15 protein-coding genes are annotated in these 13442 nt (G+C 72.3%); 10 read left to right on the top strand and 5 right to left on the bottom strand.

Features of this window, described 5'->3' with window-relative positions; all coding sequences use genetic code 11:
• Window positions 1-10: 10 nt before the first annotated feature.
• The 4 genes from G3I78_RS27425 to G3I78_RS27410 are packed head-to-tail and all read left to right on the top strand — an operon-like array spanning window position 11 to window position 3880.
• The gene (locus G3I78_RS27425; RefSeq protein ID WP_164429211.1) at window positions 11-1654 is read left to right on the top strand and encodes an OB-fold domain-containing protein; all 1644 of its coding nucleotides are present in this window, start codon (window positions 11-13) and stop codon (window positions 1652-1654) included.
• Entirely contained in the window at window positions 1651-2550 is a 900-nt protein-coding gene (locus tag G3I78_RS27420; protein ID WP_164429209.1) for an alpha/beta fold hydrolase, read from the top strand. The genes G3I78_RS27425 and G3I78_RS27420 overlap by 4 nt, the downstream gene beginning before the upstream one ends.
• Window positions 2547-3068 carry a DoxX family protein gene (locus G3I78_RS27415; RefSeq protein ID WP_164429207.1) on the top strand — a complete coding sequence of 174 codons (522 nt, stop codon included), beginning with the start codon at window positions 2547-2549 and terminating at the stop codon, window positions 3066-3068. Before G3I78_RS27420 ends, G3I78_RS27415 begins: the two co-directional genes overlap by 4 nt.
• Window positions 3065-3880: an NAD(P)-dependent oxidoreductase gene (locus tag G3I78_RS27410; protein ID WP_164429205.1), complete on the top strand. Its 816-nt coding sequence runs from the start codon at window positions 3065-3067 to the stop codon at window positions 3878-3880. Before G3I78_RS27415 ends, G3I78_RS27410 begins: the two co-directional genes overlap by 4 nt.
• Window position 3881: 1 nt before the next feature.
• On the opposite strand, the gene G3I78_RS27405 is transcribed toward G3I78_RS27410, so the two are convergent.
• On the bottom strand, window positions 3882-4340 hold the full coding sequence (locus G3I78_RS27405; protein ID WP_164429203.1) for a MarR family transcriptional regulator: 459 nt from the start codon (window positions 4338-4340) through the stop codon (window positions 3882-3884).
• A gap of 148 nt (window positions 4341-4488) precedes the next feature.
• Between G3I78_RS27405 and G3I78_RS27400 the strand changes: the two genes are divergently transcribed.
• Window positions 4489-5037: a 2'-5' RNA ligase family protein gene (locus tag G3I78_RS27400; protein WP_164429201.1), complete on the top strand. Its 549-nt coding sequence runs from the start codon at window positions 4489-4491 to the stop codon at window positions 5035-5037.
• A gap of 84 nt (window positions 5038-5121) precedes the next feature.
• Here G3I78_RS27400 and G3I78_RS27395 read toward each other — a convergent pair whose 3' ends face one another.
• Together G3I78_RS27395 and G3I78_RS27390 are read right to left on the bottom strand one after the other, a co-directional pair.
• Complete coding sequence (locus tag G3I78_RS27395) at window positions 5122-6111, bottom strand: helix-turn-helix domain-containing protein (RefSeq protein ID WP_164429199.1); 990 nt, start codon at window positions 6109-6111, stop codon at window positions 5122-5124.
• A 305-nt stretch (window positions 6112-6416) separates the two neighbouring features.
• Window positions 6417-7394, bottom strand: a complete 978-nt coding sequence (locus G3I78_RS27390; RefSeq protein WP_164429197.1) for an alpha/beta hydrolase — start codon at window positions 7392-7394, stop codon at window positions 6417-6419.
• Between the two features lie 247 nt (window positions 7395-7641).
• Here G3I78_RS27390 and G3I78_RS27385 point away from each other — a divergent pair, with 247 nt between their 5' ends.
• Both G3I78_RS27385 and G3I78_RS27380 read left to right on the top strand, forming a co-directional pair.
• Window positions 7642-8610, top strand: a complete 969-nt coding sequence (locus G3I78_RS27385; RefSeq protein ID WP_164429195.1) for a TerC family protein — start codon at window positions 7642-7644, stop codon at window positions 8608-8610.
• An 84-nt stretch (window positions 8611-8694) separates the two neighbouring features.
• Complete coding sequence (locus tag G3I78_RS27380; protein WP_164429193.1) at window positions 8695-9576, top strand: LLM class F420-dependent oxidoreductase; 882 nt, start codon at window positions 8695-8697, stop codon at window positions 9574-9576.
• A 20-nt stretch (window positions 9577-9596) separates the two neighbouring features.
• Here G3I78_RS27380 and G3I78_RS27375 read toward each other — a convergent pair whose 3' ends face one another.
• Window positions 9597-9794: a hypothetical protein gene (locus G3I78_RS27375; RefSeq protein WP_164429191.1), complete on the bottom strand. Its 198-nt coding sequence runs from the start codon at window positions 9792-9794 to the stop codon at window positions 9597-9599.
• A gap of 117 nt (window positions 9795-9911) precedes the next feature.
• Here G3I78_RS27375 and G3I78_RS27370 point away from each other — a divergent pair, with 117 nt between their 5' ends.
• On the top strand, window positions 9912-10817 hold the full coding sequence (locus G3I78_RS27370) for a LysR family transcriptional regulator (protein ID WP_164429189.1): 906 nt from the start codon (window positions 9912-9914) through the stop codon (window positions 10815-10817).
• A 169-nt stretch (window positions 10818-10986) separates the two neighbouring features.
• Here G3I78_RS27370 and G3I78_RS27365 read toward each other — a convergent pair whose 3' ends face one another.
• Complete coding sequence (locus G3I78_RS27365) at window positions 10987-11550, bottom strand: NAD(P)H-dependent oxidoreductase (protein ID WP_164429187.1); 564 nt, start codon at window positions 11548-11550, stop codon at window positions 10987-10989.
• Between the two features lie 118 nt (window positions 11551-11668).
• Here G3I78_RS27365 and G3I78_RS27360 point away from each other — a divergent pair, with 118 nt between their 5' ends.
• Complete coding sequence (locus tag G3I78_RS27360) at window positions 11669-12340, top strand: TetR/AcrR family transcriptional regulator (protein WP_164429185.1); 672 nt, start codon at window positions 11669-11671, stop codon at window positions 12338-12340.
• 47 nt (window positions 12341-12387) lie between these two features.
• On the top strand, window positions 12388-13434 hold the full coding sequence (locus G3I78_RS27355) for a LacI family DNA-binding transcriptional regulator (protein ID WP_203615585.1): 1047 nt from the start codon (window positions 12388-12390) through the stop codon (window positions 13432-13434).
• Window positions 13435-13442 lie beyond the last annotated feature (8 nt).

Here is a 13442-nt window from a genome sequence, read left to right as displayed (position 1 = left end):
AGGGACCCACGTGGCCGGAACCCCGGGCCGCCCCCAGCCCCAACTCACCGACCAGAACGCCTTCTTCTGGACCTCGGGGGCGGACGGCAGGCTGCGGATACAGGAGTGCCGCTCGTGCACGGCCCTGATCCACCCACCGCAGCCCGTCTGCCGGTACTGCCACGGACATGAGCTGGCCCCACGGGCCGTCTCCGGCCACGCCACCCTCATCGGCTTCACCGTCAACCACCGCTTCACCGCACCCGGACTCCCGCCGCGGTACGTCGTCGCCCAGGTCGCCCTCGAAGAGGACCCCCGGGTACGGCTCACCACCAACGCCGTCGAGTGCGACCCAGACCAACTCGCCCTCGGCATGCGGATGGAGGTCGTCTTCGAGCAGTCCGGGGACGTATGGCTGCCGCTGTTCCGCCCGGCCGCCGAGCAGGGCGAACCGGCACCGCTGCCCGAGGACGACACCGCGCCCGTGGTCCGGCCCATGGCGACCACGGAGAAGTTCGAGGACAAGGTCGCGCTCACCGGCATCGGCAGCTCGCGGCTCGGCCGCCGGCTGATGGTCCCCCCGATCTCCCTCACCCTCCAGGCCTGCGAGGCGGCCATCGCCGACGCCGGACTCACCCTCGACGACATCGACGGACTCGCCACCTACCCGGGACCCGGCCCCTACGGCGGCTTCTCCGAAGGCGGCGTCACCGCCCTGGAGTCCGCCCTCGGCATCCGGCCCACCTGGTACAACGGCGGCGGAGAGACCTTCGGCCCCGGCGGCTCGCTGATCGCGGCCATGCTCGCCGTCGCCGGGGGCCTCGCCCGCCACGTGCTGTGCTTCCGCACCCTGTGGGAGGCGAGCCACGGCGAGTTGCTCAAGCAGGGCAGGCTGCCGGTCCCGGCCGGCGGCGACGCGGGCTGGCTCAAGCCCTTCGGCGCGTCCTCCGCCGCCCACACCCTCGCCCAGAACGCCCAGCGCCACATGCACCGTTACGGCACCACCCGCGAGACCCTCGGCTGGATCGCCCTCAACCAGCGCGCCAACGCCGCCCTCAACCCCACCGCGATCTACCGCGACCCGCTGACGATGGACGATTACCTCGAAGCCCGGCCCATCACCACCCCGTTCGGGCTCTACGACTGCGACGTCCCCTGCGACGGAGCCGTCGCCGTCATCGTCTCCGCCGTGGACGCGGCCCGCGACCTCGCGAAGCCGCCCGTCCTGGTCGAGGCCGTCGGCACCCAGATCACCGAGCGCATGGAATGGGACCAGAGCACCCTCACCCACGAACCCCACACCCTCGGCCAGTCCGCCCACCTCTGGACCCGCACCGACCTGCGCCCCGCCGACGTCGACGTGGCCCAGCTCTACGACGGCTTCACCTTCAACTGCCTTTCCTGGATAGAGGCGTTGGGCTTCTGCGGCATCGGCGAGGCGAAGGACTTCCTGGACGGAGGAAAGAACATCGCCAGAGACGGCGTACTGCCCCTGAACACCCACGGCGGCCAGCTCTCCCACGGCCGCACCCACGGTATGGGCCTGGTCCACGAGGCGATCGTCCAGCTGCGCGGCGACGGGGGAGAGCGCCAGGTGCCCGGCGCCCGGGTCGCCGTGGTCAGCACCGGCGGCCTCGCGCCCAGCGGGGTCCTGCTCCTCAGGACGGACACGTGACACAGAGCCAAGTCGTCGAGGTCGACGGCATCTCCCTTTCCTATCGGGCCAGTTGGGTACGGGAGCCGCGTGCCGTCGTCCTCGCCCTGCACGGCGGCGCCACCACCTCCACGTACTTCGACTGCCCGGACCTGCCGCGCCTCTCGCTCCTGCGCACGGCCGCCGACCTCGGCTTCGGCGTCCTCGCCCTGGACCGCCCGGGGTACGGCGCCTCGCTGGACCGGGCCGCCCAACTCACCGACCCCGCCAGGAGAGTCGACCTCTCTTACGCGGCGCTCGACCGCCTGCTCGCCGACCGGCCACGAGGCGCGGGCGTGTTCCTGCTGGCGCACTCGGCGGGCTGCGAACTCGCCGTGCGGATGGCCGCCGACCCGCGCGGACACGACCTGCTCGGCCTGGAGATCGCCGGCACCGGCCGCCACCACCACCCGCGCTCCCTGAACTTCCTGGAGTTCGGCCCCGAGGACGACCTGCGCCGGTCGGGCCGCGCACGCGCCCGCCTGCGTGAAGTCCTGTGGGGACCGAGCCACTTGTACCCGCCCGAGGTGGCGGGAGGCGCGAGCATCGCCGCCGAGTCGCCGCCCTACGAGTCCGCGGCCCGCCACTGGCGCTACGAACTCCCCGAACTGGCCGCCCGCGTACGGATACCGGTCCAGTACAGCCTGGGCGACCACGAGGAGGTGTGGAGTTCGGGGCCCGACGCCCTCGCCGACATCGCCGCCCTCTTCACCGCCTCGCCCCGGGTCCGCGTCAACGAACAGCCCGACAGCGGGCACAACCTGAGCCTTGGCCACTCCGCCCGGGCCTACCACCTCAAAGTGCTGTCGTTCGCCGAGGAGTCCGCGGTGACCAGGGAGAACGCCTGCGCGCAGGCGAGAGAGGGGAGAGCGGGATGAGCGACTCCGACACACTCGCGCTGCTGCTGGTGCGCCTGGTCCTGGGCGCCGTCATGATCGCGCACGGCCTCAACCACTGGCGCGGCGGCGGCCGTATCGCGGGCACCGCCCGCTGGTTCACCGGCCTCGGCCTGCGCCACGGCACCCTCCAGGCGTGGCTCAGCGTCCTCACCGAAGTCGGCGCGGGCGCCCTGCTGTTGCTGGGTCTGCTCACCCCGCTGGCCTGCGCGGCGGTCATGTCGGTGATGCTCGTCGCGGGCCTGCTCGCGCACCGCCCCAACGGCTTCTTCGTCTTCAAGGAGGGCTACGAGTACGTCCTCACGCTCGCCGTCGTCGCGCTGGCACTGGCGCTGCTCGGCCCGGGGGACGTCTCCGTGGACGAGGCGGCCGGCATCGCGGTGACCGGCTGGGCCGGGGGAGGCGTCGCACTGGGCGTGGGGATGGTGGCTACGGCAGGGCTGCTGGCGGTGTGCTGGCGTCCCGAACCCGTGCCCGTCAAGGAGGAGGTCCTGTCATGAGGGTCGGATTCATCGGACTGGGCAGCCAAGGCGCCCCCATGGCCCGCCGGATCGTCGACGCCGGGTACGAGACGACGCTGTGGGCCCGGCGCCCCGCCACACTCGTGCCCTTCGCCGACACCGCCGCGAAACGCGCCTCCTCACCCGCCGACCTGGCCGCCGTCAGCGACCTGGTGTGCGTCTGCGTGGTCGACGACGCGGACGTCGAGGAGGTCGTCACCGGCGAAGCGGGCGTACTGACCGGGCTGCGCAAGGGCGGGGTGATCGCCGTGCACAGCACCGTCCACCCCGACACCTGCCGGCGCCTCGCCGACCGGGCCCGCGCCCGCGGGGTCACCCTCATCGACGCGCCGGTCAGCGGAGGCGGATCGGCGGCGGCCGAAGGCCGCCTGGTGGTCATGGCCGGGGGGGAGCCCGGCACGGTCGCCTACTGCCGCCCGGTGTTCTCGACCTACGCCGACCCCGTCGTCCACATGGGCCCGCTGGGCACCGGACAGGTCGCCAAGCTCCTCAACAACGTCCTGTTCACGGCCAACCTCGCCACGGCCGCCGACACCCTCGCCCTCGGCCGCGACCTCGCCGTGGACCCCGAGGCCCTGGCCCGGGTCGTGTCCCACGGCAGTGGCACGAGCTTCGCGCTGGACCGGGTCACCTCCGCGGGCGGCACCCTCGACCGCATCGCCACCCACGCGGGACCCCTGCTGCGCAAGGACGTCCGGCTGCTGACGGACGTGGCCACGGCGGCCGGGGCGTCGCCGGGCATCGTGACCACGGCCGCCGACGAGGCGCTCACCCTGATGAACCGGGTCTGACTCAGGCGGGTACGCCGAGGCTTTCCAGGGCGCGCACGAGGGGGGCGAGTTCCGGGTCGGCGGCGGCCTTGGCGAGGGCTTCGCGCAGCGCCTTCCCGTTGGTGGGGCGGGCCTCTTCGAGGAGCGTACGGCCGCTGTCGGTGACGTCGGTGTAGATGCCACGGCGGTCGGTGGGGCACAGGTAGCGCGTCAGCAGGCCGCGGTCCTCAAGGCGGGTGACCAGCCTCGTCGTGGCGCTCTGGCTGAGCACGACCGCGTCGGCCACCTGCTTCATCTGGAGGTGCCCGCCCTCACCGCTGTGCTGGCGGCTCAACACGTCCAGCAGCGAGTACTCCCGCACGCTCAGGTCGTGCCCGGACTGGAGGGCGCGCTCGATGTGGGCCTCGATCCGGCCGTGCAGCAGGGACAGCGCGCACCAGCCCTGGGCGAGAGCGGTCAGTGCCGGGTCTGTCGCGGTCATGGGCCTGGGCCTCCGTCCCGAAGTGGTGGGATCCAGAATAGGTCATCGCCGAAATAGTCGGCGTGAGCCGGTTGTGCGTGCATGCAAGGTGTGCCGGTTCAGGTGTGCCGGTTCGCGGTCCCCGTGGGCCGACTGGTACACCCATGGGATGGCAGTCGACTCATCCGCCCCGTTCGTCAGCGGCCAGACGGCACTCGTCGTCCCCGTCCCGGAGGCCGAGCCCGCGGTACGGGCCTGGCGCGACCGCTTCGACCCGGCGGCCCGAGCCGGCGTCCCGGCCCACATCACCGTGCTCTTCCCCTTCCTGCCCGCGTCCCGCGTCGACGCCGGCATCCACGCCGCCCTGGAGGAGATCTTCGGAGGCCACCCCTCCTTCGACATCCGGTTCGAGGGCTGCGGACGCTTTCCCGGCCTGCTTTATCTCGCCCCCGTCCCGGACACGCCCTTCCGCTGGCTCACGGAGGCGGTCGTCGCACGCTGGCCGGAGGCCCCGCCGTACGGCGGGAAGTACGAGCCCCATCCGCATCTGACGGTCGCACAGGTCCAGGACGAAGTGCTGCTGGAGGAAGCCGAATCCGCCCTGCGCACCGAACTCCCCTTCTCCGCCCGGGTCTCGGAGGTCGAGCTCGTGACCTACACCGGCACGGAGTGGCATCGCCTGGCGGCCTTCGCCCTCCCGGGATCGCCCGCGACCTGAACGTCGAGCACGACGGCGCCGGTTGCGTGACCCGGTTCGAGGCCGGGTCGGACGCTGTGCCCGAGCGATGTACGAGGCGTCCCGCTACGGCCGGGCCAAGTGCCGCATCGCCAGCGCCAGTTGCAGCCTCAGTCGGCCCTGCGGTGTGCGCAGCGGCCAGCCCAGCAGATGCTCGGCGTGGGTCAACCGGTCCTGGAGCGTGGAGTGGTGGACGTTGATCTCGGCGGCGGCCGCCCGCAGGCTCGCCGTCGAGACGACTGCGTGCAGGGTGGCGAGCAGCCAGGGCGTGGTCGCCCCCGCCGCCTCCAGCGCCTGGACGTCGGCGGGCGGCTCCGCGCCCGGTGCGACGAGGCCGGCCAACAGCGCGACGCCGCCCAGCTCTTCGGCGTACACGATCCTCGGTCCGGGGTCCTGCGCGGTGCCCTCCGCAGTGAACCGCAGGGCGACGCGGGCGTCCGCCCAGGATCGCGGCAGGTCGAGCACGGGCACCGCGGGCCCGACCCCGACCCGCCCTGAGGGCAGTTCGGCGTCCGACCGCCCGGCCATGATCCGGGGCCGCCCGTCGAGCGGGGCCAGCGCCCGGGCGGCCCCCGCTGTGTCCAACCCGAGTCCGCGCGCCGCGTGCACCCGGGCCGCCTCCGGCGCGGACCCGTCCAGCACCGTCTCGACCAGCGCGGGATCGTCGGCCGGGGCCCGTCCGCGGGTACGGTCCAGCACCAGCCGTACGGCTCCCGCGGCCCGCTCCAGAATCACCGCGTCGACCACACTCGGCGCCGCCGCGGCCCGCTCCAGCCACAGGGCGGCGGCCCCGCCGGGCGCGAGGGCGGCGGACGGCCAGGCCGGGTCGGGTGTCGTCCCGGAGTCCTTGCGCGTCCCGTCCGGCTCGACCCGGACCCGCACCCGCCGCTCGACGTCGACCAGCCGCGCGGGCACCCCGGACAGCACCGCGGCCCCGCGCACCAGCGCCTCCAGCCCCGCCCGGGACTCGGACAGCCGGTCGAAGTAGGCGATCACCCGAACGGCGGCACCGGCGTCAGGATCGAGCGCGGTGAGCCGCCCGGCCAGCTCTTTCATACGTCCATGGTGCGGCATGGGAGGGCTTGAGAGGAGGCCCCGGCCGGGTTCGCGGGGGTCGGACGATTGTGGTGCGCCGCCTCAGTACCGGCTCCGTACGAGCTTCGTAGCGGCTCAGCACCGCCTCCGCAGCGGCACACACTGCGGCAACGTCCCGGAAGGCACGCCACGGCACGCGACCGGCCACGGCCGAGCGGCGGCCAGGCGACGAGTGACCGGCGACGGGGTACGGACGGGGTACGGGGGACGGCCTCGATGCGCGGCCCCCGCCCCCGCATACCCCGCCCCCGCGTGGCGCCCCCGACCTAGCTCCCCAACAACCTCCGCAGCCACCCCACATGCGCAGCCCGCGCTGCCTGGGACAGCGCCGCCTGCGGAGCGAACCCGTCGAAGCCGTGGAACCCCCCGGGCCACACATGCAGCTCCGCCACCCCGCCCGCCTGCCAGATCCGCGACGCGTACGCGACGACCTCGTCGCGGAACGTCTCCGCCGAGCCCACGTCGAGGAAGGCCGGTGGCAGTCCCGACAGGTCCTCGGCGCGGGCCGCCGCCGCGTACGCCGGTACGTCGGGACCGCCCCGCAGCTCGCCGAGGAGCGCGGTCCACCCCGTCTCGTTGGCCGTGCGGTCCCAGACGCCGAGCCCCGCCATCTGGTACGTGGACGGGCTCTCGTTGCGGTCGTCCAGCATCGGGCACATCAGCAGCTGGCCGATCGCCCGCGGGCCCTTCCGGTCCCGGGTGAGCAGGGCCAGCGCCGCCGAGAGCCCGCCGCCCGCGCTCGCTCCGGCGATGACGATCCGCTCGGCGTCCCCGCCGAACTCCTCCGCGTGCGCGGCGGTCCACACCAGCCCGGCGTAGACGTCCTCTATCGGCGCCGGATGCGGATGCTCGGGCGCCAGCCGGTACTCCACCGACACCACGACCGCGTCCAGCTCCTTCGCCCAGGCCAGCGGGCCGTCCACGCCCAAGCGGTTGTTGCCGAGGACCATGCCGCCGCCGTGGACGTGGTAGATCACCGGACGGCCGGTGCCGGCGGGGGCCGGGGCGACGGGACGGCAGATCAGCAGCGAGATCTCCGGGGCGCCCTCGGGCCCGGGCACCGACCGGTCCGCCACCTCGAAGAACCCGTCCAGGGTGAGGTCCAGGTCGGCCAGCATCTGGACGCCCGGCCCCTGGCGCACGGCGTCCAGCTCGTCCAGGGTGAGGCCGGGCGAGATCATCTCCTTGATGAGATCCAGGGCGGCGCTGAGCTCGGGGTCGAACGGCGGCGGGACATGGGTCATGGCTTCTCCTCGTGCGGAACGCGGCGGCTCGTGGCGTCATGATCGGGGCAGCGGTGACCGTCCGGGGCGCCGCCGTCCGGCGGAACCTGCCCGCCGTACGGCGGGTGGTGATAGGCGAGAATCAGCCATGATCCGGCATGACCTGCGCTTCCTTGCCATCGCGTGACCTGTTGTTCACCTGTCGTAGGTGGAAGGGATCACCGGTGGTGACAACGCTGTCGATGCCCCCGATGTACCAGGAGAACCAGTGAACGTCTCTCTCAGCGTCTGGCTGCTGACCATCGTCGCCTTGTGCGTCCTGGTCGGAGCCGACTTCTTCATCGGCCGCAAACCCCACGACGTGTCGGTCAAGGAGGCCGGCATCTGGACCGTCGTCTGGGTCGTGCTGGCCTGTCTCTTCGGCCTCGGACTGCTGGTCTTCGGTGGTGGCAAGCCCACCGGGGAGTTCTTCGCCGGGTACATCACCGAGAAGTCCCTGAGCGTCGACAACCTCTTCGTGTTCGTCCTGATCATGGGGAAGTTCGCGGTGCCCTCGCAGTACCAGCAGCGGGTGCTGATGGTCGGCGTGGTCATGGCGCTGGTGCTGCGCACGATCTTCATCGCGGCCGGAGCGGCGATCATCTCGGCGTTCTCCTGGGTGTTCTACATCTTCGGCGCCTTCCTGATCTGGACCGCCTGGAAGCTCGTCCAGGACGCGCGCAAGGACGGACATGACGAGGAGTACGAGGAGAACAAGCTCCTGAAGATGGTGGAGCAGCGGTTCGGCGTGGCCGACCGCTACCACGGCACCAAGCTGTGGATCGAGGAGAACGGCAAGCGGGTCATGACCCCGATGCTGGTCGTGATGCTCGCCATCGGCTCCACCGACGTGCTGTTCGCCCTGGACTCCATCCCCGCGATCTACGGCCTCACCCAGGACCCGTACATCGTCTTCACCGCCAACGCCTTCGCCCTGATGGGCCTGCGGCAGCTGTACTTCCTCATCGGCGGCCTGCTGAAGAAGCTGGTCCACCTCAGCTACGGCCTGTCGATCATCCTGGGCTTCATCGGCGTCAAACTCGTCCTCCACGCGCTGCACGAGTCCGGCGTCCACGTCCCCGAGATCAGCATCCCCTTCTCCCTCGGCTTCATCGTCCTCGTCCTGACGATCACCACGCTGACGAGCCTGCGGGCGGCGAAGAAGCAGGAACAGGCGGAGGTGGAGCGGACGGCGTGAGGCGCGCCCTCCGCCCTTGACTTCGAGCGCACTCCAAGTCATAGCGTCACCAGCATCGGCGAACACCCGTGAACGGAGACCGACATGCGCGTGGGCGTGCACATCAACCGGTTCGACCACCCCGGGGGCGGCGCCGCCCTCGGGGCCGAGCTCGCCGCCGCGGGCGGGGCGGCGGAGGCGGCCGGGGTGAGCTGGCTGTCGGTGATGGACCACTACTTCCAGATGGAGTTCAACGGCGGCGCCGAGGCCCCGATGCTGGAGGCGTACACCACGCTGAGCTACCTCGCGGCCCACACCGAGACGGTCCGGCTCGGCGCGCTGGTGACCGGAGTGACGTACCGCCACCCCGGACTGCTCGCCAAGATCGCCACCACGCTCGACGTGCTCTCCGGCGGCCGGGCCACCCTCGGCATCGGCGCCGCCTGGTACGACCGGGAGCACGCGGGGCTCGGCGTCCCCTTCCCGCCGCTCGCGGAGCGCTTCGAACGGCTGGAGGAAACCCTGCGGATCTGTCTCCAGATGTGGGACCCGGCGTCCAACGGCCCCTTCGAAGGCGCCCACTACCGGCTCGCCGAGACGCTCTGCGTACCGGCCCCGATCAGTGCCCCGCACCCCGAGATCATGATCGGCGGCAGCGGCGAGAAGAAGACGCTGCGCCTGGTCGCCCGCTACGGCGACGCCTGCAACCTCTTCACCACCACGCCCGAGGAGGTCGCGCACAAGCTCGACGTGCTGCGCGGCCACTGCGACACCGAGGGCCGGGACTACGCCGAGATCCGCAAGACGGTGGCCTACTCCGGCGAGGCGGCCGACCAGGGCGACCTCGACGCCTTCACCCGGGACATCGACGGCTACACCAAGCTCGGCATCGACACGGTCATCCTCTCCCCGCGCATCGGCGCCCCGGCCGAGTGGATCGAGCGCTTCGCGGCCCCCGCCGTACGGCGACTCGCTGAACTGGACTGAGCGGAACCGCCGGACAGGCCCTAGGCGACGGCGGGTCGGCTGCGCGAGACGATCCGTGTGCCGCCGCCGTCGACCACCCGGACCTGCAAGGAGCCGCAGCCGCACCGGGTCCACTCGGTGCGGCCGGCGGCCGTGCCGTGCCGGGACACCACCTGGAAGGGCTCGGCGTCGTCCGGCCAGCCGCAGTGCGGGCAGACGGCGCGGGTCGTGCTGGTCATGGTCACTCCCAGTTCCTCGTGGCTGATGGCGGCCGTCGCGACACAGCCCAGGATGGTGCGGAGCCTTCGTTCACGTCCAGGTTGACTTTGTGGACCTCACCTTGAAGCGTGGGCTTCATGATTGATCTGCGCCGGCTCCACGTCCTGAGGGCGGTCGCCCACTACGGCACGGTCACCGCGGCCGCCCGCGCCCTGCACTTCACCCCGTCCGCCGCCTCCCAGCAGATCCGCCAGCTCGCCCGCGACCTGGGCGTCGACCTCCTGGAACCCCAGGGCCGCGGGGTCCGCCTCACCCCGGCCGCCGAGAGCCTGCTCGCCCACGCTGACGCCATCCAGGCCCGCTGGGAACAGGCCGAACTCGATCTGCGCGCCGACCGCACCGAGCCCGCCGGACCACTGAGAGCGGGCGGCCTCCCGGTGTCCGTGCCGGTGCTGCTGGCCCCCATGGCCGTGCGGTTGCGCGAGCGGTACCGCCGGCTGACCGTCAGCATCCAGGAGACGGACATCCCGGAGAGCTTCGACCTGCTCTTCGAGGGCAAGCTCGATCTGGCCGTCGTGGAGGCGACCCCGCACAACCCGCCCATGAGCGACCCTCGCTACGACCAACAGCCCCTGCTGGACGACCCGTTCGACCTGGTCGTACCCGCGGATCATCCGCTGGCCGCCCGCGACCACGTGTCCCTCGCGGACGCGGCTCACGAGGAGTGGATCGCCCCCTTCGCGGACAGCCCCTGCCGTACGCACATCGTCTCGGCCTGCGGCGGGGCCGGCTTCACCCCGAGCGTGGTCCACCACGCCCGGGACTGGAACGTCACCGCCCACCTGGTCGCCCACCGCCTGGGCGTGGCATTGATCCCCCGCCTGGCCCGACTGACCCCGGACCTCCCGATCACAAGGCTCCACTGCGAGGGCAACCCCCACCGAAAGCTGCTCACCTGCACGCGCGCCGGAGCGGGGGAACGCCCTGCGGTCGCGGCGGCGATGGAGGAACTGAGGGCGCTGGTAGGCACTGCGGTGGCGTGAGGCTCCCCTTCAGGGGCGCGGGGAACGGCGCGACAAGCCCCCACCGGCCCGCAGCCGACGCAACTAGCCCCACCGGCCCACAGGCGACATAACAAGCCCCCACCGGCCCACAGGCGACACAAAAGGGGGCCGGGACAGAAATCCGCGACCCCCCTTCCGTACCGCGGGCTCAGGCCGCGGCCACCTCACCCGTCGTGCTGTGCAGTCGCGCGACCACCTCGGTCAGCTGCGCGGCGACCTCCGCGTCGTCGGCCGGGTGCGTCTCGGCGAACCGGACCACGGAACCCGGGATCGACAGCTTGACGTCCTCGAGCACCTTGCCACCGGCGATGCCGACGGCCTTGCGGGTCTCGTCCTGGGCCCACACACCGCCGTACTGGCCGAACGCGGTGCCGACCACGGCGACCGGCTTACCGCCGAAGGCGCCCGCGCCGTACGGACGCGACAGCCAGTCGATGGCGTTCTTCAGCACGGCCGGGATGGTGCCGTTGTACTCGGGCGAGAAGAACAGGAAGGCGTCGGTGGCCAGCGCGGCCTCACGCAGCTTGGCCGCGGCGTCGGGCAGGCTCCCCTCGACGTCGATGTCCTCGTTGTAGAAGGGGATGTCGGCCAGGCCCTCGAAGAGCACGACGTCGGCGCCCTCGGGTGCGAGCTTGACGGCGGCTTCGGCGAGCTGTCGGTTGTGCGAGCCGGCACGGAGGCTTCCGACGAGCGCGAGAATGCGAACGGACATGCGAACTCCAAGGGGGATGAAACATTGCCGTAATGATCCGGACCGGGGTCCGTTTAAAGTTGTACCTCTAGAACCGGACCTCGGTCCAGTTTTCTTCCCGTTGCTTTACGCTGTTTTCATGTCCGCCGTCCTGCCGCCGCTGCCGCCCCTGCCGATACCCCCGGACCCGACGGGACAGCCCGAGCTGCTTCAGCTGGGCCTCCCCGAGGACAAGCCCTGCCTGCGCGCGGACGCGGCGCGCAACCGGGCCCGGCTCCTGGAGGCGGCCGCCTGCCTGGTCGCGGAGCACGGCGCGGCAGCGGTCACGATGGAGGCGGTCGCCGCGGCGGCCTCGGTCGGCAAGGGCACCGTCTTCCGCCGCTTCGGCGACCGCACCGGACTGCTGACGGCGCTGCTGGACCACTCCGAGCGCAAGTTCCAGGCGGCCTTCCTCAGCGGCCCCGCCCCGCTGGGCCCCGGCGCCCCGCCCGAGGACCGGCTGCGCGCCTTCGGCCACGCCATCCTGCGCCGGTCCGGCGACGAGATGGACCTGCTGCTGGCGGCCGAGCCGAGCCCGGACCGCCGCTTCACGCCCGCTCCCCGCCGGGTGCACCACGGCCATGTCGCCCTGCTGCTGCGCCAGGCCCGCCCCGAGGCGGACTGCGAACTGCTCGCCCAGGCCCTGATGGGCTACCTCGACCCCGCCACCGTCCACCACCTCACCCGGAGGTGCGCCATGCCGCTGGAGCGCCTGGAGAAGGGCTGGGACGACCTGGTCGCCCGGCTCACCTGCACCGATCCGTCACAGTAGGGCCGGGCCGCGCCCCGGTCCGATACACCCTCACAGCTTCTGCAAAGATGACGACCGTCATGGTGCAGATACCGAAAACGCCCGCGCCCGTTCCCCCGGCGACGCGCTCGGTTCCCACGAGTGCCGATGTGGCCCGTCTGGCCGGCGTCTCGCGCGCGACCGTCTCCTACGTCCTCAACAACACCAGTGCCGTCCGGATCAGCGAGCCCACCCGCCGCCGGGTCCACGCGGCGGCCAAGGAACTCGGATACGTCCCGCACGCTGCCGCCCGCAGCCTGCGCGCGGGACACAGCCGGATGGTCCTGATGCCCGCCCCGTCGATCCCGGTCGGCCCGCTCTACAGCCAGTTCATCAACGAACTCCAGTGGGCCCTGGGCCGCCTGGACTACACCGTCGTGCAGTACGGCAGCGTCGGCCTCCAGGGCGACGAAGCCGCCCGCGCCTGGGCCGAACTGCGCCCGGTCGCCGTCCTGGTGCCCGGTGCCGGACTCGGCCCGCAGGGCGTGTCCCTGCTGCGGCGCTCCGGCGCCCGGGCCGTGGTGACCCTCGCCCCCGAAGCGGTCGAGGGCGCCCATGCCCTGCTCATGGACCACGAGGGCGTCGGCCACTGCGCCGGGACCCACCTCCTCGCCCGCGGCCGGCGCCGTATCGGGGTCGTGGTCCCCGAGGAGGCCGGCCTGGAGGCCTTCTCGCTGCCCCGCCTGGCCGGGGTGCGCCGCGCCCTGCGCGACACCGACGCCACGCTGACCGAACTGCCCCTCGCCTACGAGGAACAGGCCGCGATCAAGCTCGCGGCCCGCTGGCGGGACCTCGACCTCGACGCGGTGTTCGCGTACAACGACGAGTACGCGATGTTGTTAATGCGCGCCCTCCAGGACGAAGGTGTGCGCGTCCCGGAGGACACGGCGGTGATCGGCGCCGACGACCTGCTCATCGGACGTCTGCTGCGGCCCCGGCTGAGCACCGTCCACATCGAGCTGCCGTCCGGCCGCGACCTCGCCGAACTGGTCGACCGCGCGGTGCGCGAGCCGGCCGCGGCCACCGAGACGCACACGGTGCTGGGAGCCACGGTGGTCCATCGCGACTCCAGCTGACGGACGCA

Source organism: Streptomyces sp. SID13726, assembly GCF_010548375.1.
Classification (GTDB): domain Bacteria; phylum Actinomycetota; class Actinomycetes; order Streptomycetales; family Streptomycetaceae; genus Streptomyces.
This window is presented reverse-complemented; position numbering and strand designations above follow the sequence as displayed.